Source organism: Sphingopyxis sp. (genome assembly GCF_034380315.1).
Lineage (GTDB): Bacteria > Pseudomonadota > Alphaproteobacteria > Sphingomonadales > Sphingomonadaceae > Sphingopyxis.
In genome coordinates, this window is sequence record NZ_JAXMPB010000004.1 from 436,414 (window position 1) to 462,377 (window position 25,964).

The window sequence follows — 25,964 nt, forward strand, 5'->3', positions numbered from 1 at the left end:
GGTTTGGCCGGCGGCCCTCGGCCCAAAGCCTGGTCGCTACCGAAAATATTTCGCCAGAATGACCAGCGTGGGATCGCCGTCGAAGGGTTCTGGAAGGAAGCCCTTTTCGCGTTCCAGCTCGATCGCGGCGTGGTTCTCGCGTGCCTCGATCGCAATGGCGCGGCGAACGCCGCGGCGCGCGGCTTCCTGGCTGACGAAATCAAGCAGCGCCCAGCCGACACCGCGGCCGCGATAGTCGCTGCGGACCGACACGGCGATCTCTGCGGTATCCATGTCGGCATCGCAGGCGAGCAATCCCGAAGCGACGAGTTGCTCATTGGCAGCGTCAAAACCAAGGAAGCTCTCGCTTCGATAATGGTCGGCGTGGATCAGCGGTTCGAGCTGCCGGGGATTGATATGCGCGCCAGCCGAAAAGAAGCGAAAGCGGCGATCCTGATCGCTGACCCGGTCGAAAAAGTCGGTCAGCGCGGCGGCATCCTGTTCGCTTGCCGGACGGACCAGAAGGTCGATGCCGGAACGGGTGGGAAGGAGGAGGGTCGTTTCCATGGAAGAGCCTTTCTGGAATGAACCCGGCCTCCTTGCCACATCGTCCGGACGATGCGTTGATCCAGCGCAAAGCCGAAAGAAATCGGGAAGGGCGGTGGTGGTGTCGCCCTTCCCGAGCGTGGCGGTGGTTAGTCGTCGATATTCCGCCGGAAGGTTTCGGGCAGGAACAGCAGGCCGACAACCAGGGTAAGCCCTGCGACGAAGATCGGATACCATAGGCCGTAATAGATATCGCCGGTCGCCGCGACCATCGCAAAGGCCGTGGTAGGCAAAAAGCCGCCAAACCAGCCGTTGCCGATATGATAGGGCAGCGACATGGAGGTGTAGCGGATGCGGCTGGGGAAAAGCTCGACCAGCATTGCCGCGATCGGGCCGTAAACCATCGTCACCAGCAGGACGAGATAGGTCAGGACCGCGACCACCATCGGTTTGTTGATGGCATCGGGATCGGCCTTTGACGGATAGCCCGCGTCGGTCAATGCGCCTTTCAGTTCGCCCTGAAAGGCCGCGATTGCCGCCGTACGGTCATCGCCCGTCAGCTTGGCCGGGTCGGGTGCGGTGAAGCTGGCATCGCCGATCCGGACCACCGCGACGCTGCCAGCCGGGGCTGCCACGTTCGAATAGCTGATCGCATTCTTTGCCAGAAACGCCTTGGCGATGTCGCAGCTCTTGCTGTCGAACTTGTTCTTGCCGACCGGGTCGAATTGCAGCGAGCAATCGGCGTCGTTGGTGACGACCGACACGGGCGCCGACGCCTCGGCGCGGGCAAGCGCTGGGTTCGCCGCCGCCGAGAGCGCATGGAAAGCGGGGAAATAGGTCAGCACCGCAAGCGCACATCCCACCATGATGATCGGCTTGCGCCCGATCTTGTCCGACAGCCAGCCGAAAAAGATGAAGAAGGGCGTGCCGATCGCCAGCGCGATGGCGATCAGAATGTTGGTGGTCGCCCCGTCGACCAGCAGCATTTTTTCCAGGAAGAACATCGCGTAGAACTGGCCGGTGTACCAGACCACTGCCTGGCCCGCGACCGCGCCGAGCAACGCGACGAGCACCCATTTCATATTCTTCCACTGGCCAAAGGCTTCGGTCAGCGGCGCCTTCGACGTCTTGCCCTCATCCTTCATCTTCTGGAAAACCGGGCTTTCGGCGAGCTGGAGGCGAATCCACATCGATACGGCGAGCAGGATGATCGACACGAGGAAGGGGACGCGCCAACCCCAATCCTTGAAGGCTTCTTCGCCGATCAGCGTGCGGGTACCGATCACCACGAGCAGTGCGGCGAAAAGACCGAGTGTCGCCGTCGTCTGTATGAAACTGGTGTAAAGGCCGCGTTTGTGGTTCGGCGCATGTTCGGCGACGTACGTTGCGGCGCCGCCATATTCACCGCCGAGCGCCAGCCCCTGAACCAGCCGCATGACGATCAGCAGGATCGGCGCCGCGACCCCGATCGAGGCATAGGAAGGGAGCAGGCCGACCACGAAGGTCGAAAGGCCCATCAACCCCATCGTGACCAGAAAGGTGTTCTTGCGGCCTACAAGATCGCCGATCCGCCCAAAGACCAGCGCGCCGAAGGGACGCACCGCAAAACCCGCAGCAAAAGCCGCGAGCGCGAAGATGAAGCCGGTGGTTTCATTGACGCCCGAGAAGAACTGCGCCGAAATGATCGTGGCCAACAGGCCATAGAGGTAAAAATCGTACCATTCGAAAACCGTGCCCAGCGATGAGGCGGTGATGACGAGCTTTTCGCTCTGTGTCGCCTCATGATGCTTGGGCAGATGATCATATGCTGTTGCCATGATTCCTCTCCCTTTTCGTTCTAGAAACTATATTTCGCGGCAAATTCAAAGCGGTCGAGTTGCCCCTTGGCGCCGCCGACCAGTTCGCGCACCCCGTGGCGATATTCAAAGCCGAGATCGATGTTCTTGACCGGCGACCAGAAGAGGTTGGCAGCGGCGCTCCACGCCTTGCGATTGAAGGCGGTCAGGCTGGCCGCCGGCAATGCGTCGTCATAATCGACATCCTGATAGCTGCCGATCACGTTGAGCCGCAGCTGTGGTGCGACCGCAAGCCGCACCGCGGCGAACGCAGCGAACAGGCGAACGTCGGCCAAGGCACCCGTGGCCGGGACGAAGATCGAATCGGGCGCAAAGTTGAGCCCGACATAGCGCCCGGCATTGCGGCCATAGGTCGCCATGAAGCGCACGTCGCTCGACTTGTCGGCGGTCAGGAAAATTTTCCCCGCCGCGCTGGCGCCCCATCCGAAATTGTGGGCTTTTGCGCCGCCATTGTCGACGCGCACCTCGCGCGCCAGCGCTGCCAGCGACAGTTCGCCGACGGTTCCCGAATAGGCGAGGCGGGCGGTGAAATCGGGCATGGCGTCGTCGCCATTTTCAACCAGCGCCGGAACGCCGAGGGTGGCCGTTCCCGATTCGGCATTCTCGACCGCGGCGTGCAGCGTAAGCCCCCCGCCGAGCGGCGCCGAATAGCGGACAAGCGGCTGACGGACGAACACCGTTCCTTCGGTCGCGCCGACGAAATCGGTACTTTCGGGCAAGGCGCCGACATATTGGAAGGTCGTCCAGTCCTGGCCGAACGTGAAGCGGTCGACCTGTACAAAGGCGCGGCGCAGCGCGAGATTATATCCGTTGGTCGTGCGCTGCGACCCCTGCGTTCCCGGTGAGGTCTGAAAGTCCGTTTCGACATAGGCCTTTACCGCATGCCCCGCGACATCGCTCGATAGATTGAGCCAGAAGCGCGATTGCTTCGCGCTGAAATCCTGAACCCGACTGGCGGAGCCGCCACCGGTCGGGATCGACTGCGGCAGATGGAAGTCGCGACCCAGCGAGTTGGTCGCGACTTCGCCATCGCTGAAACGGCTGTTCGACGCGACCAGCTTGATGAAGCCGCCGAGCTTGATCGTTGTCGCGCCCGAACGAAAGCCGTCGGCCGGTGCCGCCGGGGTTGAAGTCGATGTGTCCGTCGGGGTGCTGCGCGCGCTGGCGAGGTCCCCGCGCAGTTGCTGCATTTCGGCTTCCAGCCTGGCGAGCCTTGCTTCGAGCTCGGCTTCGCGCGTTGTGGATTGTGCCTGGGCCACGCCCGGCGACGCCAGAGCCGTCGCCGCCAGCAGCAGTCCCGACAGGGTCTTTTTCTGCCTATGCATCGGATGTCTCCCGCTTCCCGATGTTTGATCTCGGGCTTGGGGACAGATTGATGCGAGGTGCGGACGGCGACTATCCGGACCATGGTCGTATATCTACGACTTTTGTCTAGCATCGCGGCGGCAGGAAAATGCGCTAGGCGCCGTCCCCAAAGTCCTTTCCGGTCAACAGGAGGAAGCGATGGGAGAATTGGTTTACCCGGTTCCCGCCGAATGGGCGGCCGGTGCGCTGGTCGACGAAGCCAACTATAATGCCATGTACCGCCAGTCGGTCGAGGACCCCGAGGGTTTCTGGCGTGAACAGGCGCAGCGGATCGATTGGATGCAGCCCTTTACCCGCGTCAAGGACACGAGCTTCGCCGAGGCAGATTTCGGGATATCCTGGTTCGCGGATGGCACGTTGAACCTGTCGGTCAACGCCCTTGACCGCCATCTTGCCGAACGTGGCGATGCGACCGCGATCCTTTGGGAAGCCGACGATCCGGACGAACCGCACCGCGCAATCAGCTATCGCGAACTGCATGGGGATGTTTGCCGCTTTGCCAATCTGCTCAAGGCGAGGGGGATCGGACGCGGCGACCGCGTGACCCTCTATCTGCCCATGGTGCCCGAGGCGGCTGTCGCGATGCTCGCCTGTACGCGGATCGGCGCGATTCATTCGATCGTCTTTGCGGGCTTTTCGCCTGACGCCCTCGCGGGGCGCATCGTCGATTGCGACAGCCGCATCGTCCTGACCGCCGACGAGGGGTTGCGGGGCGGCAGGCGCGTGCCGTTGAAAGCCAATGTCGATGCCGCACTGGCCCATTGTCCTGGCGTCGAAACGGTCATCATGCTTCGTCGCACTGGTGCCGATGTGCCGATGGTGGCGGGCCGCGATATCGATTGGCATGAAGCGGTCGCCGGACAGAGCGGCGATTGCCCGGCCGAGGAAATGAAGGCGGAAGATCCGCTGTTCATCCTCTACACATCGGGATCGACGGGAAAACCCAAGGGCGTGCTTCACACCACCGGCGGATATGCCGTGTGGACTGCCGTCACGCACCAATATGTCTTCGATTATCGGCCGGGCCAGATTTACTGGTGCGCCGCCGACATCGGCTGGGTCACGGGGCATAGCTATGTCGTCTATGGTCCGCTGATGAACGGCGCGACGACCGTGATGTTCGAAGGGGTGCCGAACTTTCCCGATGCGTCGCGTTTCTGGCAGGTCGTCGACAAATTCGGGGTGGAGATATTCTATGGTGCGCCGACCGCGCTGCGCGCGTTGATGCGCGAGGGCGACGATTGGGTGAAGCGGACAAGCCGCAAGACGCTGCGTCTGCTGGGGAGTGTGGGGGAACCGATCAACCCGGAGGCTTGGGAATGGTATCACAAGGTCGTCGGTGACGGGCGTTGCCCCATCGTCGATACCTGGTGGCAGACCGAAACAGGGGGAGCGATGATCACCCCGCTCCCGGGCGCGACGCCGATGAAACCCGGATCGGCCAGTCGGCCCTTTTTCGGTGTCCAGCCTGCGCTGGTCGATAATGACGGCGTCGAGATCAAGGGAGCGGGCGACGGATGCCTGGTCATCACCGATAGCTGGCCGGGGCAGATGCGCACCGTATGGGGCGACCATGAACGGTTTTTCCAGACCTATTTCACGACTTTCCCGGGGCGATATTTCACCGGAGATGGTTGTCGCCGCGACGCCGACGGCTATTATTGGATCACCGGCCGGATCGACGACGTCATCAATGTGTCGGGACACCGTATGGGCACCGCCGAAATCGAAAGCGCTTTGGTCGCGCACGTCAAGGTCGCCGAAGCGGCGGTGGTCGGGATGCCGCATGACATCAAGGGGCAGGGCATCTATGCCTTTGTGACCACCAATGCCGAAGTCGACCCCGACGAGGCGCTGCGCAAGGAACTGGTCCAATGGGTGCGTCACGAAATCGGTCCGATCGCGACCCCCGACGTCATCCAGTTCGCACCTTCGCTGCCCAAGACGCGATCGGGCAAGATCATGCGCCGCATCCTGCGCAAGATCGGGGAGAATGATGTGAGCAACCTTGGCGACACGTCAACGCTGGCCGATCCGTCGGTGGTCGATCATCTGCTAGCCAACCGGCCATATCCGGCGGAGGCGTGACCGGCAGCATCCTGATCGCGGATGACCATCCGCTGTTCCGTCAGGCCTTGCGCCTCGCCGTTGGCCGCGCCCTGCCCGCCGTGCGGATCGTCGAGGCGGGAACGCTGGCCGCTGCTGCCTCTGCCGCGGCGGGCGCAGAGGATCTCCGGCTGATCCTGCTGGACCTGAAAATGCCAGGCGCGGTCGGTTATTCGGGCATCGCGTTGCTGCACGCCGAATGCCCCACCGTCCCGATTCTGGTCGTGTCGAGCGCAGAGGGCGCGGCCGCGGCGGACGAGGCGCGCGCCTTTGGCGCCATTGGCTTTCTGCACAAGGGCAGCGACCTCGACGCCATCGAGGCGGCGATCGCAGGTGCGCTGGGCGGGGCGCCGTCGCGGCGCGCAGCGATGGCCGTCGGGGAGGCGGGCGATGCCGGTGTCGATGCCATCCGCGAAACGGTCGCGGGGTTGACCCCGACCCAGCTCAAGGTGCTGCTCGCGGTGCTCGATGGTCAGCTCAACAAGCAGATCGCCCATAATCTTGGGATCAGCGAGGCGACGGTGAAGGCGCACATGACCGCAATCATGCGCAAGCTGGACGTGCGAAACCGCACGCAGGCGGCATTGGTCGCGCGTTCACTCGGGCTCGATCTGTCGCATTGATACGGCGGCCAGGAAGGCGTTGATCGCATCCGGCGCGGCCGGCTTTGGCAGGATATCGACACCCATCCGGGCGGCGCGGGCGCGCATCCTTGCATCATTCTCAGCCGTCACCAGCAACACGGGCAGGCCGGGACGCATCCGGCGCAAGGCGTCGATCAGGTCGAGGCCGTTCTCGCCCGCGTCGAGTTGATAGTCGACGAGTGCGGCGTCGAGCGGTCCCGTCACGGCGAGGGCTTCGGCGATGTTGCGCGCGCCCAGCGCCTCGTGTCCCAGGCGTTCAAGCAGCAGGCGGCTGGCTTCGACGATTCGTTCGTCATTGTCGATCGACAGCAGGCGCAGGCGGCGGCTGTCAATCGCCGTTGCGGAGGATATGGGCGGCGTAACCGCTGCCTGTGCCGCGTCGTCGTCGCCGGCCGGCAGATAGAGGCTGAACCGGCTGCCCCTGCCTGGCGCCGACCGGACTTCGATTCGTCCGCCGAGCAGGCGCACAATACGGCGAACCAGCGCGAGCCCAAGCCCCAGTCCTTCAACCTCGACTTCGCCAAGCCGCACAAATTCGGAGAATATCTCCTCGATCCGCGTTTCGGCGATGCCGACCCCGGTGTCGACGATGTCGATACGCCAATGATCGCCGCGTCGCCGGACACCGATCAGAACCCCGCCGCGTGCCGTATAGCGAACGGCATTGCTGAGGAAGTTCTGCATAACCGATCGCAGCAACCCGGGGTCGCTTTCGATCGTGCCGCGCAGCGGTCCGGTCCGCATGGCGAGGCCCCGTGCCTCCGCCATCGGCCGAAAGGTGGCGGCCAGATCGGCAAGGAAGGGGGCCAGCGCGATCGGGCTGGTTTCCGGGGTTACGCCGCCAGCGTCGATGCGGCTGATGTCGAGCAGCGATCGCAGCAGATCCTCGGCCGCGACAATCGCGCTTTCAACCCGTGCGACCAGTTCATTCTGTGGGCCCGAGACGTCACGACCGAGCGCGGCGGTGAACAGGCGCGCAGCGTGCAAGGGCTGCAACAGATCGTGGCTCGCCGCAGCGAGGAAGCGTGTCTTGTCCTGATCGGCCCGCGCGAGGCGGCGGTTGGCGTCGCTGAGTTCGCGTGTCCGGTCGGCGACCCGCTGTTCCAGTTCGTCAAGCGTGCGGCGCAGTTCCTCGCGAACACGGGCTTCCTCGCTGATGTCCGTGAAGGACATGACATAACCGCCGCCGGGCATCGGCCCGCCGACGATCTTGATCACCCGGCCGTCGTTGCGGTGACGCTCGACGCTATGTTCCTGCCCGCGCCGCAGATGCTCCAGCCGCTTTTCGACATGATGCTCGATGTCGCCGGGGCCGAAATCGCCCTCGATCGCATTGTGGCGGATCAACTCGGCGATCGGGACGCCGACGCGAACAAGCCCTGGCGGGTAACGGAAGAGTTCCAGATAGCGACTGTTCCAGGCGACGAGGTTCAGTTCGGCATCGACGACGCTGATTCCCGCGCCGACATTTTCGAAGGTCGAGGCCAGCAGACGGCGCGAGAAGCGCAGGCTCTGACCGCCTTCGTCGAGCAGGCGCGTGACCTCGGGCAGGCTGAGCTTGCCGCCGGCGAGCGCCGAGGCGACGAGCGCGCGGGCCGATGAGGCGCCGACCACCTGGGCGATCAGCTCGCGTGCGCGGCGCGCCGCCGCGCGATCGACCGGCAATGCGCGCCCGGCGACAGGAAAGGCGCGTTCGGCCTGCTCCTCGCCGATGAAGCTTCCGGTCAATTGGGCCAGATCGCCCAAATTGGTGATCGGCCTTTCGGCGCGAACCAGGCGCGGCAGCGGAGGTGTCTGTACCTTTCGAGCCGCGATGGCGGCATAGATGGCCAGATTGATCCCGACACTCCAGATCACGCCATGCGACAGCGGCGCGGCGTTTCCGATGCCGAACAGCCGCAACGGGTCGAGCGGTGTCCCCGACAGGGCATCGAGCCAACCCGTCGGCATCACCGGCGGCAAGGCGAGCGTATAGAGCCACAGCAGCAGTCCGGCGGACAGGCTGGCGCGCGCGGCGAGCGGATCGCGGCCGGTGCCCGTCGCGGCGAGAAGAAGGTGAGGGGTAAACTGGGCCATCGCGGCAAAGGCGATCAGGCCGATCGAGGCGAGCGAATCCTGGGCCGACACCAATAGCGCCCACAGCAGCCCGAGTGCCATGATGACGAGGATCGACAGTCGCCGCACCGCCAGCATCCGCCGGCCGATGGCGCCGGGGCGGGTCGCGGACTGTTTGCGGATCAGCGTCGGGAACAGCAGGTCGTTCGACACCATGGTCGCCAGCGCCGTCGAATCGACGATCGCCATCGATGCCGCGGCGCTTACCCCGCCGAGCAACGCCGCGGCGAGAATTAGTCCCTGTCCCTCTGCGGCGGGAAGTTCGAGAACGTAAAGATCCGGGGCGACGCCGGGGCCGAAAATGGTGAGGCCAGCCAGCGCAATCGGCAGGACCAGCACGGCCATCGCGGCGAGATAGAGCGCGAGCCCGCCGCGTGCCCTGACCAGATCGTCGGGCCCGCGCGCCTCGACCAGGCCCATGTAGAATTGGCGGGGAAGCGAAACGATCGCTGTCATCGCGATCAGAAAGATGATGCCGACGTCGAGCGACAGGCGAGCCGGATCGAAACGCTCGCCGAGCGCCGCCAACCCCTCGGCGAGGTCGGCTGTCGGAGCGCGGGTAATGACGAACAGCGCCAGTCCGGCGACCGCGACCAGCGCCAAGAGCTTGATCGCCGATTCGAGTGCGATTGCGAAAAGCAGCCCTTCGCTGCGGCCGGCGAGTTCGAAGCGGCGGGCGCCGAACAGAATCGCGAACAGCGCCAAAAGCGGTGCGGCGGTCAGCATGGCCTGTACCGCGACGTCGGACCCCGACACGATCGACAATGCCGCGCCGATCGAACGGAGTTGCAAGGCAATATAAGGGATGGTGCCAAGCAGCGCGATGACCGTCACGAGCCGTGCCACGACGATGTCGTGGCCGAAGCGGGCCGCGATGAAGTCGGAAACCGTCTTCGCCTGTTCCTCTGCCACCGCTTGAGCCAAGCGGCGCAACAGGCGAGGGGCGGCGATCAACAGCAGTATCGGCGCGGCATAGATGGGCAGGTAGCTCCATCCGTCGCGCACGGTGCTGCCCACCGCGCCGTAGAAGGTCCAGCTGGTGCAATAGACGCCGAGCGCCAGCGTGTAGGCATAGTGGCGTATGGCGGGGCGGCGGGCGATGCTGACGCCGCGCGCCTCGACCAGCGCCGCAACGACGAACAGTATCAGGATCAGGGTCAGGGCGAGCAGCGCCGCAGCTTGCAGACTCATCGCACCACGCTCTCCCTTCCTTGCGTTCCTGTCCTAGCGAGGGGTGATGCTTTGGCAATATCCCGCGCCCCGGCAGGTACAGCATGACGGGTTGTGAACAGGGGAAGCGGCGCGTTAAAGGGCGGCTATGGAAAAGGAAACCGGATCCGGCGCTGCGCGTCCGACCATGGCCGATGTGGCGCGTGAACTGGGCGTCGCGAAGATTACGGTGTCGCGCGCACTGTCCGACAGCACGACGGTCAAGGAAAGCACGCGGCGGCTGATCCGCGAGACCGCCGAACGCATGGGCTATCGGCTGAATGTGTCGGCCCGGAATCTGCGACAGCAACGCAGCCGGACGATCGCGGTGGTGATCGAAATGGCGCCGTCGCACGATCGGTTGATGAGCGAGCCCTATCCGCTCTCCCTGCTCGGTGGGATCATGCAGATATTGACCGGGGCGGGGCAGAATATGGTGCTGACCACTTTGGAGTTGTTTCTTCAGCATCCGCCGTCGGTCGATGGGGTCATCCTGCTGGGTCAGGGCGTCCATGACGATGCGGCGGGCGCCATTGCTCAGACGGGATTGCCCTATGTGGTTTGGGGGGCCGCGCATGGGCCGCCCGAGCGTGTCGTTGTGGGTAGTGACAATCATGAGGGAGGGCGATTGGCCGCGGCTCATCTGCTTGCGGCCGGGCGGCGCAGGCTGTTGTTCCTGGGCGACGCCGAACATGGCGAGGCGGAGGACCGGCTCGCCGGTTTCGAGGCGGGGCTTGCGGGATCGGATGCCGTCATTGTCGACCGGCTGACCGCGACCTTTACCGTTGCGGCGGGGCGCGCGGCGGTTGCCGCGCTTTTGGCGCGTGGCAGCGACTTTGATGGCGTCTTTGCCGCCAGCGATGCGATCGCGATGGGGGCGATAGAGGCGTTGCAAGCGGCGGGGCGCAATGTCCCGGGTGATGTGTCGGTGATCGGGTTCGACGATTCACCGGGGGCGGCAATCTTTACCCCCAAGCTCACCACAATCCGTCAAAATTGGGCGGCTGGCGGTGAATTGTTGGCGGCCAAGGTGTTGGAGCTTGTCGCGGGGCGGGCGTCCGAATCGCATGCCATGGCAGTGGATCTGATCCTCCGCGAAAGCTGATCGAAGTTGAGAAGAAACGCCGGAAAATCTAAGCGTTTCCATAAATGGTATCGATATCTTGACATCGATACCATTTTGTCCGAAACCGTCGCTGAAAGGCGCGCCGGGGAACGGCGTGCCGTGGGCGAGGGTGATGATGGCGACTTTGGGGGCAGGTTGTGATGCGGTGCGTCTGGTTCGGCGGGGTGATGCCGCGACCGATGCCACGGCTCCTGCTCTCTTCGCGCTCGCAAATGGCCTGATCGGCGTTGACGGGGTGCTCGATGAACTCGCCGATGCCCCGGCCTGTTACGTGCCCGACGCCTATGTCCGTCGCCCCATCGCCTATCATGAGAGCTTTCCTGGCTATGCGACCGCGACAGATACGCGGATCAAATGTCCCAGCCCCGTCCTGTTGCGCCTGTCGATCGGCGGCACGCCGGTCGACTTTGCGGCTGCAACGCTGGTCGACATAACGAGCATGCTCGACCTGGCGTCGGGGCAGCTGCGTCGGCATGCCCGGTGGCGGCTTGTCGACGGACGACATATCGATATCGAGGTTCGGCGCATCGTGCCGCTAGGCGGCGAAGCCTGTGTGGCGACGCGCCTTCGGATCGTGCCGGTCGATTTCGATGCCGACGTCGAACTTTTCCTGACCTTTGGAACCCAGGCGGGGGCGGCGGCCGACGCCAATGATCCCCGCATCGCGGCGCGGCTGGATTCGGCCTGGGTCTTGCGTTCGAACACGCCGGGTGGGGACCAAGATGTCACCCGGTTCGGACAGGATGTCGTCGAGCTGGCCTATCGTCAGCATGTCCATGCGCCGAGCGCGCGGGTCGCCGCCGTCGCGGCTGGGCATGCCGTGTGGGGGCGGGTGGCCGCTGGCGAGGTTCTGGCCGTCGACCGGGTGGTTCATGTCGCTTCGGCGCGGGGCCGCCCGGTCGAGCTGATGGCATCCGCCGCGCCGCCGCAATCCTTCGATGAAATTGCCGCCGAACAGGTCGTGGCGGTCGATGCGTTATGGGCGGGTGCGGCTTTGTCGATCGACGGCGACGATACGCTCGCCGATGCGCTGCGCTTCAATCTGTTTCAGCTCCATCAGTCGGCAAGTCGCGACCCCAATCACAGCATCGCGGCCAAGGGCTTGTCGGGCGAGGGGTATGAGGGGCATTATTTCTGGGACGCCGAGGCGTTCATGTTGCCCGTCCTGGCGCTCCAGGCGCCCGACCGGGCGCGCACGCTGCTGGACTATCGGCGCGGAAAGCTGGACGCGGCGCGCGCCCATGCTGCCGCGATGGGGCATGGGCGGGGCGCGCTCTATCCCTGGCGGACGATCGCGGGGGCCGAATGTTCTTCGCACTACCCCACGGGGTCGGCGCAATATCATATCAACGGCGATATCGCCCATGCGCTGGCGCTGTATGTCGATGCGACGGGGGACGAGGCGCTTCGGCGCGATTGCGCTGAAATGTTGTTCGAAACCGCGCGAATCTGGATCGACATCGGCGCGTTTGACAAGCGCCGCGGCGGGGCCTTTTGCATCTATGCCGTGACCGGCCCCGATGAATATACCGCGCTGGTCGACAATGACTATTACACCAACGCGATCGCGCGTCGTCATCTGGCCTTTGCCGCCGACACAGCCGACTGGCTGGGCGCGGTATCGCCCGGTGATTTAGCGGAGCTGGCGGAACGGATCGACCTCCACGAAACGGAGATTGCGACCTGGCGCCGGGCCGCTGAGGCAATGTGGTTGCCGGTCGATACCAAAAGCGGCGTGTGTCCGCAGGACGACGCCTTTCTCGCCCGTCCAGAACTGCCCGGGCTCGCATCGCGCGGCGGGGGCGGGCCGCTGCTGATGCGCTATCATCCCATGGTGCTGTTCCGCCACCAGGTGTGCAAGCAGGGCGACGTCGTCCAGGCGATGGCGATGGACCTTGTCGATCTGCCGCTGACGCTGCAGCGACGAAACCTCGACTATTATGATCGCGTGACCGCGCATGATTCGACGCTATCGTCGGTGGCCTTCGCCATATCGGCGGCGCGGTTGGGCGAGGAGGAGCGCGCGCTTCATTTCCACCGCGATGGCGCGTTCGTCGATCTGGAGGATCGTCACCACAACACCTCGCACGGCCTTCATATGGCGGCGCTCGCCGGAAGCTGGCTGGTGCTCGTGCACGGCTGGGGCGGGCTGCGACTTGGCGGGGCGGTGCCGAGTTTTCGGCCGTCGCTGCCCGCCGCCTGGCGGGGATACAGCTTTCGTTTTCGATGGCGGGGCAGCGTCGCGGAGCTGTGCGTCGATGCGAAGGGGGCGACTTATCGCCTGCTGTCGGGCGCACCCTTTGATGTCGCGGATTGCGGGCGGCCGGTGCGGGTCGAGGCTGCGCCGCGCTTTGTCGCGCGCCCGGCGACGCGGGGGGTGATCTTCGACCTCGACGGTGTTTTGACCGACACCGCCGAGGATCATTATCTTGCGTGGCAGGCGCTCGCCGACCGTCATGGGCTGCGCTTCGACCGCGCCGCCAATCATCGCCTCAAGGGGGTCGATCGCGCGGCATCGCTGCGGTTGATCCTGGAGGGGGCGCAGGTCGATGACGGGGTTTTCGCGGCGATGCTTGAGGAGAAAAATGCCCTCTATCGCGCGCGGTTGGCGACCTATTCGCCCGCAAATTTGTTTGATGGCGTGCGGTCGCTGTTTGCGGACCTGCGTGGCGCCGGGATGAAGATCGGCCTGGCATCCGCCAGCCGCAACGCGCTCGATGTCGTGCATCTGCTCGGGATTGCGGGCGAGTTCGATTTCATCGCCGACGCAGGCGCGGTCGCTCATGCAAAGCCCGCGCCCGACATTTTCCTGGCCTGTGCCGCCGGCATGGGCCTTGCGCCCGAACAATGCATAGGCGTCGAGGATGCCAGGGCCGGAATTGCAGCCATCCATGCGGCGGGCATGGTGGCGATTGGTATCGGGTCAGAAGAGGCGCTGCCCGATGCCGACCTGCATGTTCCCGCCATCGGCCATTTGTCGCTCGCCCAGATCCTGTCGGTAGAACAGGGCCGGGCGACGGCGGCTGGCGGAAAGAGCAGAACAGGCAAAGTGGAGGAATTACCATGTTGAAGTCAGCCCAGCTGCTGTCGTCGATTGCGCTTATCGCGCTGCCGTCGATGGCTTATGCCCAGGAAGCGCCCGTGGCGGCCGAACAGACCGACCAATATGACGATCAGGAAATCATCGTAACCGGGACCGCCGGTGGCGGGGTCAATCGCCAGGACGCGGCCTTTGCGATCACCAGCATTGGTGCGGATGCGATCGACCGCGCCGCGCCGAGCAGCACCGCCGACCTGTTCAAGGTCATCCCCGGCGTGTCGGCTGAAAGCTCGGGCGGCCAGAATGGCGCCAATATCTTCGTGCGCGGATATCCGTCGGGCGGTGATGCCGAATTCGTCACGCTGACGGTTCAGGGGGTCCCCTTCTTTTCGCCGCCGACACTGTCGTTCCTGGAAAATACCCAGCTTATCCGTATCGACGAGACGATCGCGCGGGTCGAGGCCGTTCGCGGCGGTACCGGCGCGTTGTTCGGCAACGGCCAGCCGGGGTTGACCGTCAACTTCGTCCAGAAGGAAGGCGGGCGCGATTTTGAAGGCCTCGTGAAGGCCAGCGTCACCGACTATGGCGATCTGCGCGGCGACATGCTGTTGTCGGGTCCGCTGGGCGACAGCACCAGCTTCATGATCGGCGGCTATTACGCAAGCGGCGAAGGGATCCGTAGTCCGGGCTTCACCGCCGAAAAAGGCGGCCAGATCACCGCAAACGTCCGCCATGATCTCGATCGGGGGTCGATCCTCGTCTTTGCGCGCTACCTCAACGATCATGGCCAGTGGCTGTTGCCGATTCCGGTCGTGCGTGACGGCAACAAGGTGCGCCAGTTCGGCAATATCGACCCGGGCACCGGTGTCCTCGCCGGACCCGAAACGCGGCTCAGCCTGCTTCCAGACGGGACGCGCGCGGACCTTTCCGACGGCCGCGGGGCCAAGCTGGTCAATCTTGGGACCAATTTCGATTATGAAATCGGCGACGGGCTCCAGATCCGTTACCGCGCAAGCTATCTGAACGGCGATGCCGATACGACCGGGCTCGTCCCCGCGAGCACCGCGATGACCGCAGATGCCTATGCTGCATCGCGGGGCAGCACGATCGGCAGTCTGAGCTATGTCAACGGTGGCGAGGCCGTCGCCGGCAGCCAGCAGGTGATCCGGGCGGGCACCTGGATCGTGCGCAAGCAGATCGAGGATTTCACCAACGACCTTGCGCTCGAATGGGAAAGCGGGGCGAACAAGTTCACGGTCGGCGCCTATTATTCCGACTTTTCGTCGAAAGATCAGTGGAACCTCGGCAATATCCAGCTGTTGACCGCGGAAAATAACGGCCGCCTGCTCGACCTTGTGCTCGCCAATGGCCAGGTCGCGACCGATCGGGGCTTTACCCAGGGCAGCTTTTTCAACGTCAACGCCGCCTATGATGGCCGCGAACATGCCTTTTATGCGGTCGACGAATATCAGATCACGCCCGAGTTGCGGTTCGACGCTGGTCTCCGCTACCAGCATTACAAGGCGACCGGCACGCTCGAGAACAATGACTTCGGCGTCGATGTCGATGGCGATCCCGACACGCTCTATGACAATGGTACGGCAGTGCTCAACGGCACCTTTCGCAACATCGCCTACAAGAAGAGTGCCTGGTCGTGGACGGCGGGCCTGAATTATGACTTTTCGTCCTCGGTGGGCGCCTATGTCCGTTATAACCGCGGCAACACCAATCCCTTCTTCGACAATTTGCGCGATGGTATTTTCGTGTCGCCCCGCGTCGACAATTTCGAAGGCGGACTGAAGCTGCGGACCGATATGGTGTCGCTCTATGCCACGCTGTTCCACACCAAGTTCACGGGGCTGGTGACGACGGTGATCCAGAACGAAGCGCCGGTCGCCGACATCGGCGGTGCGCGCAGTACCGGCCTGGAACTGGAAGGGCAGATCCGCCCGGTCGACAATTTCACTGTCGCTTTTTCGGGAACGTGGCTCGACGCCAAGTATCGGAATTTCTTTGCGGGCGGCGGCACCGTCGATCTCAGCGGCAATCGCGTGCAGCGGCAACCGAAGTGGCAGTGGCGCGTGACCCCATCCTATGAAATCGAATTCGGCAGCGCCAGCAAGGTCTCGCTCTATTCGACCTTCTCCTATGTTGGCGATCGTTTTTCCGACACGGCGAACACGCAGGAACTGCCGCACTATTTCAAGATCGACGCCGGTGTCCGCCTTGACGTCAACGATGCCCTGCAGTTCGCGGTCACTGCGGATAATCTGACCAACAAGATTGGCCTGACCGAAGGCGACCCGCGCACGCTGGGCCAAACCGGGGGCGAAGTACTCAACGCGCGACCGATTCTTGGGCGGTCGTTCCGGTTCAGCGCCGCCTATAAATTCTAGGCAACTCCCCCTTGGGTGGCCGCGGCCTCTTCGCGGCCACCCCTCTTTGTTGCATGGAGAGATTATGGCCCGCACCCGCCTGATCGCCGCATTGATTCTGACCTATGTGGCTTTTGCGATGCTGCTTAACAGCGTCGGGACCGTCATCCTCCAGTCGATTTCCTCTTTCGATGTCACCAAGACCCAGGCGAGCACGCTCGAAGGGTTCAAGGATATCACGATCGCGGTCGTGTCTTTCCTGACCGCTAGCTATCTTGCGCGCATCGGGCTGAAGCGCGCGCTCGTCGCTTCGCTGGCGCTTGCGGTCGCGGCGTGCATCGTCATGCCGGTTCTTGGCAGCTTCGACGCCGCGCGGCTGCATTTCGCGATGGTCGGCGCGGCTTTCGCCATCGCCAAGGTCGCTGTTTATTCGATGATCGGTCTCGTCACCGACAATCCGCGCGCTCACGCCAGCCTGACCAGCCTGATCGAGGGCATGTTCATGGTCGGCGTTCTGTCATCCTATTGGGTGTTCAGCGCCTTTATCGATCCCACGGGGCTACGTTGGCTCGACGCCTATTGGGTGCTGGCGGCGATCACCGGGCTGGCCCTGCTGTTGCTGCTGACGGCGCGGGTCGACGAGCATCGCGTGCACGAAGACGAAGGTACAGCGGCGCTGGAGGGAGCGCCCTTTGTCGCGATGCTCAAACTGGCCGCGCTGCCACTCATTCTGGTGTTCATTGCCTGCGCCTTTCTGTTCGTGCTGATCGAACAGGGGATCCAGACATGGCTGCCGACCTTTAACAAGGAGGTGCTGCACCTGCCCGCTCAGATGAGCGTCCAGGCGGCAAGCCTCTTTGCGGCCTGTCTTGCCATCGGGCGTTTCGCTGCCGGTGCCGTGATGGCGCGTTTCGACTGGTATCCGGTGCTCAATATCTGTCTGGCGGTGCTGGCTGCGCTGATCCTTCTGGTCCTGCCGCTCGCCGACGGCGTGCCCGCCGGTGTGATCCACAACTGGCGCGACGCGCCAGTCGCAGCCTTTCTGTTTCCGATGATCGGCATTGCGCTGGCGCCCGTCTATCCCACGATCATCTCGGTCACCCTAAGCGCGATGCCGGGGCGCCAGCACCCGCCGCTGATGGGGCTGGTGGTCGTATTCTCGGCATTGGGCGGAACAACCGGGTCGCTGATCACCGGGGCGTTGTTCGCCCATCTCGATGGTCGGACCGCCTTCACCCTGATGCTGGTGCCGACCGCGATCCTTGCCGCAGGGCTCTACCTGCTACGCCGACAAATCCGCCGCGCCGATCAGGCGGAGGCGGTGCTGGCGGCAGCGCCAGTCGGCCAGTAAGCCCAGGCAAGCCCGGCGAGGCCGGCAATCAGCAGCACGCTATATTCCACGCCATTGCGTCCGGCGCCGACGACGAACCAGCCTGACGGAAGATGCACCAGCACCAGGCCGAGCGACAGGATGACGATATGGACGAGCGCGGCGATGGCGACGTAGTGACGTAGCAGGATCAAAATGGGGCCGACCCATTCGACCAAAGTCACCGCCATCGCCAGAATATAGCCCGCAGGAAAGCCTTGCGATTCGAGCCACATCCCGAATGGCGCGACGCCGCCCGCGAGCAGGCGATAGACACCGTGGATCAGGATCAGCAGTGCGACGACTATCCGCAGGGCGTCGAGCGATTGGGCTGCCCGTTGTGGCGGCGCGGCGCTTCCTGTCAGCATAGACATGATCCTCTCCCCCTTTCTGCGAGCTATTTGGTGCCCTGCGGGAAGGGGGTGCGCAACTGGCGGGGCGTACTAGTCCACGGCAGGTGGAAAGTGATCCAACTCACAGGGGATGTCGTTCGGACGCGCTAACCCTTGCCGTGGGGCGGCTAATATATCGGCACCAGCGAAAAGGTCGAACGATGCGGAATGTGAAAGCCCCGAAGCAGGCGAAGTATCAATTGGCGCTGTCGGCGTACGGCAGCCCGGACGGAGGTCTGCGACCGGGCTGCCGACCCTCCATGGTGCGACCCGGAGTGCCCTTGTGTCGCGGCGCAGGTACAATCGTACCGAACGGCTTCACGCCCTTGACTATCGGCACGGGTGCCCTCCATGACAAGTATCTGGACATGACTAGTACACCGAAAATCACGGCTTCTGAACCGGTTCAGCCCCAATCGGCCGATGCGCTGCCGACGATTCTGGTTGCCGATGACCACCCGCTGTTTCGCGAGGCGTTGGCGAAGTTGGCGACCGACATCTTCCCCGAAGCGGATATTGGCGAAGCCACCTGCATGGAAGAGGTGTTCGCGATCGCCGACGTGGACGAGCCGCCGTCGCTGTTCCTGCTCGACCTGCTGTTTCCGTCGATGGACCTTTCGGTATCCTTGCCCCGGCTTCGTCGGAAATGCCCGCGATCATCGATCATCATCGTGTCGATGATCGATGATGAGGAGCGGATCGCCCAAGTGATGCGGTCGGGGGCCGACGGTTTTATCAATAAGGCCGTGCCCAGTCAGCGCTGCGCCGCCGCGATCATGCGGGTACTCGCCGGCGAATATGTCGTCGAGCGCGCCGACGAAGCTGCCGGGCAAAGGGCGATCATGACCCATGGCGCGGGAATCGAACTGACGCCGCGTCAACAGGAGATTGTATCTGCCCTGTCGCGCCATTTGTCGAACAAGGAGATCGCACGGGAACTGGACATCTCCCCCTTTACCGTCCGATCGCACGTGTCGGCACTGATGCGGCTTCTGGGCGTGACCCGACGGGGCGAGTTGAAGGAAAAGGCGTTAGCGCTCGGCCTGCTCGACGCGACTTGAAAATGGTGTTCGCCCGATCAGCGCGGCGGCTACCAGCGATCGAAGCTCTGCCGGGCGAACCGGCTTCTTGACGATGATCGCATCGGGGTCGCCGATGCTGTCGCGTATCGGTGCGGCGTCATGGCCGGTCAGGACGATGACGGGCGCATTGCCAGCCTGCGACCGGAAGAAGGCGATGCAGTCGGTGCCCGTGACGCCGCCGCCGAGATCGAAATCGGTGATGAGCATATCGCACGGTTCCGCCAGCCGGTCGGGAATGGTCAGATGGGCTTCGACCGTGCACCCCCATCCCGCCAGCAGGTCGCCCGCCACCGCCAACATGTCGCGATCATCCTCGACAAGCAGGATGCGATATCCGTTCAGCGGCAATTGTGCGGCCGGGAAACTGGGTGCCCTGGGCGGCGGGTTCACAACAACCGGTGGCAGCCCGCGGATTGCGACGCGTGTTCCCTTGCCCGGGCGCGAGTCGATCCGCGTGGTCAGTGCCATCAATCCCGACAGTCGTTCGACGATCGACAGGCCAAGCCCAACGCCCTGGCGGTCGGGGTCGCCAGTTTCACGGACCTGATAAAATTCATCGAAAACGCGCGGCAAATGATCAGCGGAAATGCCAGGTCCCTGATCCCAAACCTCTATGGCGACCTTGCCGCCGTGCATTCGGGTACCCAGCAATACCGATCGTCCGCCCGAATATTTTATCGCGTTGGACAGTAAATTCTGGACCATCGAGGTCAGCAGCGCGCGGTCGGCGACGATATGGCGCTGTGTCGGGGCGACGCGCAGGTCGGCGCCGGTCCACTCGACCGCCGCGCCATTTTGCACTGCCATGTCGGTCAGCATCGGCCCGAGCGCGATGACTTCCCGCTTTGGCGTCAATCTGCCGCTGTCGAGCATCGACACGTCGAGCAGAGAGCGGAACAGGTCGGTGACGCTTGTCAACGACCGCTCGATACGATCGACAATGACGGCTTGTTCGCCATTCAGGCCCTTTTCCCGCAGGCTGCCGATGAACAGGCTGGTCGCGTGGAGCGGTTGGCGCAGATCGTGGCTTGCCTGCGCCAAAAAGCGCGATTTGGAAAGGCTGGCCAACTCGGCCGCCTGCCGTGCGCGATCAACCCGCGACAGCAGGAGCGACGCATAGACCGGGACAGCGAGTGCGGTCAGCGACAGCGTGACCACCATATAGGGCTCGACGATGGTAAAGGGCGACAGCACATACACGCAGACGAGAGCGATCTGGGTGAATATTGTTGCGATTACCAGATATGCGCGGCCATAGCGCAGGCCGTTGCCGACCACGCTCCACACCAGCACAGCATAAACCGGCATCATGACCCATGGATAAGAAATGATCGAATAGGCAAGCGTCGTGGTGTCGAGCAGGATCGCGAGCAAGCGCCGGATCGGATAATGGCCGGGCCGCGCCTTGGCGAACAGCCAGATCAGTGTCGCAAGCGCCCCGAAAACGACATAGACCAGCAGCAGCGGCACCGCCCAGGGCGTGGCGGAAAAGCCGTCCTGGAACACCAGCGCATATGTCATGATATAGCCGGTGACGATGATCCACATCGCAAAACGCACCCGATATTGGCCGAACTCGGCGGCGATGTCGTCGGGCGCGGACGAGGGTTGCAGGCGAAACCATTCGACCGGATTAAGATAGTGGGACCAGCGCATGCGCCTCTTTCTCCGGCGACCCGTTCCTGCTCGTCAAAGTCCCCCGGACCAGTGCTTGCCCGCTGCGGCCCGGCCCTGCAAGATGAAATGCGCGTTAGGCTTGAACTGGTGACTGCCGTCTAAAAGGCGGCGATCCGGGTCTTGTGAACCGGATCGCCGACCTCTTCGGGGAATGCAGATTCTTTACGTCCGCACGCGCATTACTAATCGGAACGGGCGTGTCGGACCTGTTTTTCGATGTAGCGGTGCGTATTGCGTTTCCTGTCCGGCATTATTTCGCGAGCGGCGCCGTTTCTGTGGTTCCGTCCGCCACGGGACGCAGCCGCGCCGATCCGCCCTTCCCTTCGACCATGACCCGGGATCCGACATCGACGCCCTGCAGGTTCACGCGGTACTGCGATAATGTCAGCGTTTTCCCGCTGTCCAGCTTCACCTTGACCATATATTGGGTCGGCAGCGGCTTGTCCCCGACCAGTGCCGCCTTTCCGCCGAGTTGGGGCCCTGCGGTCATCGCTGCCATGCCGACCGATCCGCCGACCTTTACGCCCGCGACCGTCCCGAGCAGTCCGCCCATGGCGGTCCCGATGCTGCGCTTCTTCTTGGTCGATTGAGCCTCGTCGTCGCCGCGATTCTCGATCGGGTCCATCGCAATCACCGTTCCGGATCGCTCCTTTGCGGCCGCAGGCGCGGCGACCGACAAAACCGCGGCAAAGGCGGTTGCGGATAGGATGGCGCGAATTCTGGTCACTCTTTTTCTCCTGTCATGGGCAGCAGCGGGCACGCGGTTACTTTCTTTTCTTTGGGCGGCCCCAGCCCTTTGCATATTTGCGGCAATAGACCCCGGTGTAGGCGTAGCGATGGATGACCCCGTCTTCGTTCGCGGCGAAGACGATCGTGCAGTGGTGCTGTGCGGGGACGTCGATTCGGTCATATCCGACAACGCTGTTCTGGTAGATGGGGACGGTCACACCACCCGATGTGTGGGTGCCGACCATCTGGTTTTGCGTCACCGGATTGTCGTAGGAGTAGGCCTCCTGGCCGAAATTATAGGTATAGATCGTCTCGCCCGTATTATCGTCCTCGGACTGGTAAAAGCCGCGATCGACGGGCCATTGCCGCAGCAGTTCCGCAGCATCATGTCCGATCCAGGCTTCGGCGACCTCGCTTGTCGGGCGATCGGCCTCGGGCGGCGGCTGGGCGAAGGCGGCGGTCCCGCACCCCAGCAACAGGGCAGCGAAGAGGACAGGACGGGGTTGGGTCATGACAGTCTCGGGCATAATGGTCGTTTTCGATTGCCCGGCAGTTTATGGTGGCGAAGGCCGCATCGTCCACGATCGACATGTAGCGATACGCTTTTCCCGCCGCGCGCTGGTGCCATCCTTTGCATGTAGCGCTACATTGCCGCTTGTTGTCCCGAGGGGGGGGCGGAAGATAGCTGCCGGACGTTGCCTCGCCCATTGCGGGGTCTGACCTGGGAACCCAAGATGACATATCCAGCAACGGCGATGCGCTGGGCGTGCCGCGCATATGGCGGACCCGACGTGCTACGCTTTGAGGAGGCGCCGCTGTGCTCGCCTGGTCCCGGCGAAGTGTTGATCGGGCTGTGCGTAACCACCGTCGAGTCCGCCGATGCCCGTATTCGGGCACAGCGGATGCCGAGCGGATTTCGGCTGATGGGGCGAGCGATGTTCGGTTTCCGACGGCCGCGGCAGCCCGTGCTGGGCGGACAGGCGGCCGGCGTGATCATCGCTGTCGGGGTTGGTGTCACGCGCTGGCGGGTTGGGGACGAAGTTCTTGTGGTCCGAGGCATCAAAATGGGCTGTCACGCCGAATATCTGTTGATCGACGATGATGCGCTGATGGTCGAGAAGCCGGCAGGATTGTCCTTTGCCGACGCGGTCAGCCTTCCGTTCGGGGGGCTTGTCGCCTTGGACTATCTGCGTCGGGCGCGGGTCAAGTCGGGCGAACGCATGCTTGTTTTGGGCGCATCGGGGTCGGTCGGCACGGCCTTTGTGCAGCTTGCCAAATATTGGGGTGCCCATGTCACCGCATCGACCAGCGAGGGCAATATCGCTCTGCTGCTGGGACTTGGTGCGGATGCGGTCATCGATTATCGGCGACAACCCTATACGGACGAACAGCAATGCTGGGACATCATTGTGGACACCGTCGCGGCGAGCAGCTTTGCCGATGCGCGGCCGAGGCTCAACGAGGGGGGGCGTTATTTGGCCATCGCGGGCGGGCTTCTCGACCTTTTTGCGCGGCGGCGCGGAACGAAGCGCTCACTTGCCGGTCCTGCGACGGAGCGGATCGACGACCTGCGCGAACTGCTCCACCTCGCCGAGCATGGCGCGGTGCGGGCGGTAATCGACAGCCGCTACGACTTTGGGGATTTGCCGGCCGCCCATGCCCGTGCTGATAGTGGGCGCAAGCGCGGGTCTCTCGTCATCAACGTCTAGGGCTTTCTTTCGCGTGTAGCCGATTGCGTTGAGGTGACACGGCGAAAGTGGTCCGGACCTGGGGTTAGTTTCCGGCTTGGCCTGCCCCGATCGGGGCAGGCCAAGTTTCTGGTCCGGCAAGATATTCCGCCGGGGTTCGATTGCCAAGAGCCGAGTGAGGACGGCTAACGTTGTAGTCGGTCCTCCAGGCCTCGATCAGGCGTCTCGCCTCGGGGATCGACGCGAACCAGTGCAGGTTAAGGCATTCATCCCGGAACGAGCCGTTGAAGCTCTCGATATGGGCATTATCCGTGGGCTTTCCGGGACGGCTGAAGTCGATCCTGACGCGGTGGTGATAAGCCCACAAGTCGACCAGCCGACCGGTAAATTCCGCGCCATTGTCAGCAAAAAGATATCGCGGAGCCCCGCGATGTCGCACCAGGCGGTTGAGGACGTCGACGACATGTTCACCACGCAGGCGCTGCCCAACCTCGATCGCCAGCGCTTCGCGGCTGAACACATCCACCACCGTCAGCATCCGGAACTTCTGCCCGTTGCTGAGCTGGTCATGGACAAAGTCCAGACTCCATGCCTCGTTCGAGCGCTGCGGCTGGCACCGTGCCTGACGATGCACAAGCATCTTGCGCCGACGCGGTTGTTTCGTCCGCAACGCCAGACCTTCCTCGCGATACAGCCGGTAAACGACGTTGCGACCGACGCCCCAGCCTTCGCGCTTCAGCATCACATGGACACGGCGATAGCCGTATCGGATCCGCGTCGCGATGATCTCGTGCATCCGTTGCCGAACCTCGGTCCGTGGATCCCGCGTGCTCGGCTTGCGCTGCGTCGATCGATGCTGCCGCGTCACCCGGCAGGCCCGGCGCTCGCTGTAGCCGTGCGACGACACGACATAGGCTACAACATCCTTCATGAGCGCTGGCCGGGGAACTTTTTTGACAGCACGTCCTGCAGCACCGCCTTGTCGAGGCTCAGCTCGGCGACCAGCCGCTTCAACCGCGCGTTTTCTTCAACCACCTGCTTGAGTTCGCGCACCTGATCCGATTCCAGCCCGCCATATTGCCGCTTCCAACGGTAAAAGGTCTGTTCGGTGATCCCGACCTGGCGGATCAAATCCTTCACCGGCAGCCCCATCTCCGCCTGCTTCAAAACAGACACGATCTGCTCCGTGGAAAATCGCTGCTTCTTCATCGACGTACCTCCTCCTCAAGGAAAATCCGCCGGAAATACTAACATTACGTCTGGACCACTTTCGCCGTGTCACCTCACTGAAAGCGGTTCTTTACCTCAGTCCGAACGTTTCGTTCATTGATCGCCACTTCACGCGCGCTGGCATCGGATTTTTATGAAGAAAGGCGACGAAAACCTCGGCAGCGTCCTTTAACAAGAACCATTCATCGTGCTTCACAACGATTTCCCCTGCGCCCGTCAGAATTTTCGCACCATCCTTATACTTGGGTGTGCGTGTCTCCTGAAAAGCTCTCTCATGCTGCGGAGGCTGAACGCGGCGACGCTCTAGGACGCACCATGGGCGACTGCCTGCTACCTGTATGTAATCTCCTGCCTCGTCAGTGAGTGAAGCAAAAGACGTGCCTCCCCGTTGCAATTTGAGAACTACCGTTCGCACCTGTTCTTCTGACGGGTTCTGGACCAAGGGCTGCCCTTCCGCCTCAAGTAGCATAGTTGATGAACGGGGGTGGATCAGCTTGCGTAGGAAAACCATCGGTCGGTAATGACACCTCCAATGCCTGCTTTCCACCATATTCGCTATTCGCGGCCAACGCCCGACAATCAAATGATCTTAATACATCATGCGCCGCACAGCCATTTGCGTAAAGCTGATTGGCGGGGGCGATTCCGTCCCGTTATGTTCCGAAAGATACCATCAGGCCCCACGAAAAATGTGGGAACGATTGTGGTCCTGATTTGGTCGGAAAAGTGATTTATCGTTAAAAATCAACGCGATAAACCGCTTGACTGGTGACCCCTACGGGCACCCCATCTAACTCCATGAAACTGATAATAAAGCAATATTTTGAAATTCAATATGGTTGTACCATCAGAAATGCCACCGGATAATTTGAGTTTTGAGGCCATTGTGGTGACGAGCTTGTGCCTGCGAAGAGAACTGGTTGTCTTTGAAATCGGAGCCGCTTGCTCCCTTGTCAGCTCTTGGAAGCGATAATGACACGAAACTTCGTCCCGTAGCTATGAGCCTCGAGATTGCGCTCCATCCCCACCGGATTTCGGATGCGTCCCTCGGGGTCATATCGTTACAGCCTATGGGGCCTTGGCCGCTCGAGGCGAGCCCGCGATCGTTGCAACCTGAAGATAGTTTCTCCATGCAAACTCGCCAGCCTCTGAGGTACCCGTCAAATTCCAAAAGCGCGAGACACGCGGATGGCTACCTCAAATAATTGGATTAGATTAGGTAGTAATTTGAGATGCCTATTCTCAGTGGCGGAAAGAGTGATACAGGCGAGGGGTGCAAGCTCTAAGCTGATCGGCGACCTGACTTGGTCTGGCCTGCTGCCGGTTTGGTGGACACCGAGATAGGGTGTTTCCACCTATCGGAGGTCCACAATGCAAAGAAGGAAGTTCAGCCGCGAGTTCAAGCTTGAGGCGGTGAGGATGGTCCGCGAACGCGG

General features: G+C 62.9%; 17 protein-coding genes. 8 read left to right on the plus strand and 9 right to left on the minus strand.

Annotated elements, in window-relative coordinates:
* Positions 1-36: 36 nt before the first annotated feature.
* The 3 genes from U0S50_RS10345 to U0S50_RS10355 all read right to left on the minus strand — a co-directional run bounded on the left by U0S50_RS10345 (position 37) and on the right by U0S50_RS10355 (position 3,706).
* Positions 37-546, minus strand: coding sequence for a GNAT family N-acetyltransferase (locus tag U0S50_RS10345; protein ID WP_322308688.1), 510 nt, complete (start codon positions 544-546; stop codon positions 37-39).
* A 128-nt stretch (positions 547-674) separates the two neighbouring features.
* Positions 675-2,342 (minus strand): MFS transporter, encoded by a 1,668-nt coding sequence (locus U0S50_RS10350; RefSeq protein WP_322308689.1) that lies wholly within the window; start codon positions 2,340-2,342, stop codon positions 675-677.
* 20 nt (positions 2,343-2,362) lie between these two features.
* Positions 2,363-3,706 carry a DcaP family trimeric outer membrane transporter gene (locus tag U0S50_RS10355; RefSeq protein ID WP_322308690.1) on the minus strand — a complete coding sequence of 448 codons (1,344 nt, stop codon included), beginning with the start codon at positions 3,704-3,706 and terminating at the stop codon, positions 2,363-2,365.
* A 178-nt stretch (positions 3,707-3,884) separates the two neighbouring features.
* On the opposite strand from U0S50_RS10355, the gene acs reads away from it, so the two are divergent.
* Positions 3,885-5,834, plus strand: coding sequence for an acetate--CoA ligase (gene acs / locus U0S50_RS10360; RefSeq protein ID WP_322308691.1), 1,950 nt, complete (start codon positions 3,885-3,887; stop codon positions 5,832-5,834).
* A complete protein-coding gene (locus U0S50_RS10365) occupies positions 5,831-6,475 on the plus strand; it encodes a response regulator transcription factor (RefSeq protein ID WP_322308692.1) in 645 nt (214 codons plus the stop codon). The genes acs and U0S50_RS10365 overlap by 4 nt, the downstream gene beginning before the upstream one ends.
* Here the strand turns inward: U0S50_RS10365 and U0S50_RS10370 are convergent.
* The gene (locus U0S50_RS10370; protein ID WP_322308693.1) at positions 6,449-9,802 is read right to left on the minus strand and encodes a PAS domain-containing hybrid sensor histidine kinase/response regulator; all 3,354 of its coding nucleotides are present in this window, start codon (positions 9,800-9,802) and stop codon (positions 6,449-6,451) included. The genes U0S50_RS10365 and U0S50_RS10370 overlap by 27 nt on opposite strands.
* A 127-nt stretch (positions 9,803-9,929) precedes the next feature.
* Between U0S50_RS10370 and U0S50_RS10375 the strand changes: the two genes are divergently transcribed.
* The 4 genes from U0S50_RS10375 (at position 9,930) to U0S50_RS10390 (ending at position 17,712) form a co-directional block, all read left to right on the plus strand.
* On the plus strand, positions 9,930-10,925 hold the full coding sequence (locus U0S50_RS10375) for a substrate-binding domain-containing protein (protein ID WP_322308694.1): 996 nt from the start codon (positions 9,930-9,932) through the stop codon (positions 10,923-10,925).
* Between the two features lie 133 nt (positions 10,926-11,058).
* Positions 11,059-14,016 (plus strand): beta-phosphoglucomutase, encoded by a 2,958-nt coding sequence (pgmB, locus tag U0S50_RS10380; RefSeq protein ID WP_322308695.1) that lies wholly within the window; start codon positions 11,059-11,061, stop codon positions 14,014-14,016.
* Positions 14,010-16,382 (plus strand): TonB-dependent siderophore receptor, encoded by a 2,373-nt coding sequence (locus U0S50_RS10385; protein ID WP_322308696.1) that lies wholly within the window; start codon positions 14,010-14,012, stop codon positions 16,380-16,382. Before pgmB ends, U0S50_RS10385 begins: the two co-directional genes overlap by 7 nt.
* Before the next feature lie 64 nt (positions 16,383-16,446).
* On the plus strand, positions 16,447-17,712 hold the full coding sequence (locus U0S50_RS10390) for an MFS transporter (protein ID WP_322308697.1): 1,266 nt from the start codon (positions 16,447-16,449) through the stop codon (positions 17,710-17,712).
* Here U0S50_RS10390 and U0S50_RS10395 read toward each other — a convergent pair.
* On the minus strand, positions 17,670-18,104 hold the full coding sequence (locus U0S50_RS10395; protein ID WP_322308698.1) for a DoxX family protein: 435 nt from the start codon (positions 18,102-18,104) through the stop codon (positions 17,670-17,672). The genes U0S50_RS10390 and U0S50_RS10395 overlap by 43 nt on opposite strands.
* A 386-nt stretch (positions 18,105-18,490) precedes the next feature.
* Here U0S50_RS10395 and U0S50_RS10400 point away from each other — a divergent pair, with 386 nt between their 5' ends.
* Positions 18,491-19,183 (plus strand): response regulator transcription factor, encoded by a 693-nt coding sequence (locus tag U0S50_RS10400; protein ID WP_322308699.1) that lies wholly within the window; start codon positions 18,491-18,493, stop codon positions 19,181-19,183.
* Here the strand turns inward: U0S50_RS10400 and U0S50_RS10405 are convergent.
* The 3 genes from U0S50_RS10405 to U0S50_RS10415 form a co-directional block, all read right to left on the minus strand.
* Complete coding sequence (locus U0S50_RS10405; RefSeq protein WP_322308700.1) at positions 19,154-20,860, minus strand: hybrid sensor histidine kinase/response regulator; 1,707 nt, start codon at positions 20,858-20,860, stop codon at positions 19,154-19,156. The two genes, U0S50_RS10400 and U0S50_RS10405, sit on opposite strands and share 30 nt — an antisense overlap.
* A gap of 271 nt (positions 20,861-21,131) precedes the next feature.
* Entirely contained in the window at positions 21,132-21,608 is a 477-nt protein-coding gene (locus U0S50_RS10410; protein ID WP_322308701.1) for a hypothetical protein, read from the minus strand.
* 37 nt (positions 21,609-21,645) lie between these two features.
* A complete protein-coding gene (locus U0S50_RS10415) occupies positions 21,646-22,122 on the minus strand; it encodes a hypothetical protein (RefSeq protein ID WP_322308702.1) in 477 nt (158 codons plus the stop codon).
* Positions 22,123-22,344: 222 nt separating this feature from the next.
* On the opposite strand from U0S50_RS10415, the gene U0S50_RS10420 reads away from it, so the two are divergent.
* Positions 22,345-23,319: an NAD(P)-dependent alcohol dehydrogenase gene (locus U0S50_RS10420; protein WP_322308703.1), complete on the plus strand. Its 975-nt coding sequence runs from the start codon at positions 22,345-22,347 to the stop codon at positions 23,317-23,319.
* A gap of 64 nt (positions 23,320-23,383) precedes the next feature.
* Here U0S50_RS10420 and U0S50_RS10425 read toward each other — a convergent pair.
* A protein-coding gene (locus tag U0S50_RS10425) for an IS3 family transposase (protein WP_322308704.1) occupies positions 23,384-24,507 on the minus strand; the annotation gives its coding sequence in 2 pieces (ribosomal slippage) (positions 23,384-24,255 and positions 24,255-24,507; 1,125 coding nt in all).
* Between the last annotated feature and the right edge of the window lie 1,457 nt (positions 24,508-25,964).

Coding starts and splice junctions, on each gene's coding strand:
- U0S50_RS10345 (WP_322308688.1), bottom strand. CDS start 546: ATGGAAACGACCCTCCTCCTTCCCACCCGTTCCGGCATCGACCTTCTG.
- U0S50_RS10350 (WP_322308689.1), bottom strand. CDS start 2,342: ATGGCAACAGCATATGATCATCTGCCCAAGCATCATGAGGCGACACAG.
- U0S50_RS10355 (WP_322308690.1), bottom strand. CDS start 3,706: ATGCATAGGCAGAAAAAGACCCTGTCGGGACTGCTGCTGGCGGCGACG.
- acs (WP_322308691.1), top strand. CDS start 3,885: ATGGGAGAATTGGTTTACCCGGTTCCCGCCGAATGGGCGGCCGGTGCG.
- U0S50_RS10370 (WP_322308693.1), bottom strand. CDS start 9,802: ATGAGTCTGCAAGCTGCGGCGCTGCTCGCCCTGACCCTGATCCTGATA.
- U0S50_RS10375 (WP_322308694.1), top strand. CDS start 9,930: ATGGAAAAGGAAACCGGATCCGGCGCTGCGCGTCCGACCATGGCCGAT.
- pgmB (WP_322308695.1), top strand. CDS start 11,059: ATGATGGCGACTTTGGGGGCAGGTTGTGATGCGGTGCGTCTGGTTCGG.
- U0S50_RS10385 (WP_322308696.1), top strand. CDS start 14,010: ATGTTGAAGTCAGCCCAGCTGCTGTCGTCGATTGCGCTTATCGCGCTG.
- U0S50_RS10390 (WP_322308697.1), top strand. CDS start 16,447: ATGGCCCGCACCCGCCTGATCGCCGCATTGATTCTGACCTATGTGGCT.
- U0S50_RS10395 (WP_322308698.1), bottom strand. CDS start 18,104: ATGTCTATGCTGACAGGAAGCGCCGCGCCGCCACAACGGGCAGCCCAA.
- U0S50_RS10400 (WP_322308699.1), top strand. CDS start 18,491: ATGACTAGTACACCGAAAATCACGGCTTCTGAACCGGTTCAGCCCCAA.
- U0S50_RS10405 (WP_322308700.1), bottom strand. CDS start 20,860: ATGCGCTGGTCCCACTATCTTAATCCGGTCGAATGGTTTCGCCTGCAA.
- U0S50_RS10415 (WP_322308702.1), bottom strand. CDS start 22,122: ATGACCCAACCCCGTCCTGTCCTCTTCGCTGCCCTGTTGCTGGGGTGC.
- U0S50_RS10420 (WP_322308703.1), top strand. CDS start 22,345: ATGACATATCCAGCAACGGCGATGCGCTGGGCGTGCCGCGCATATGGC.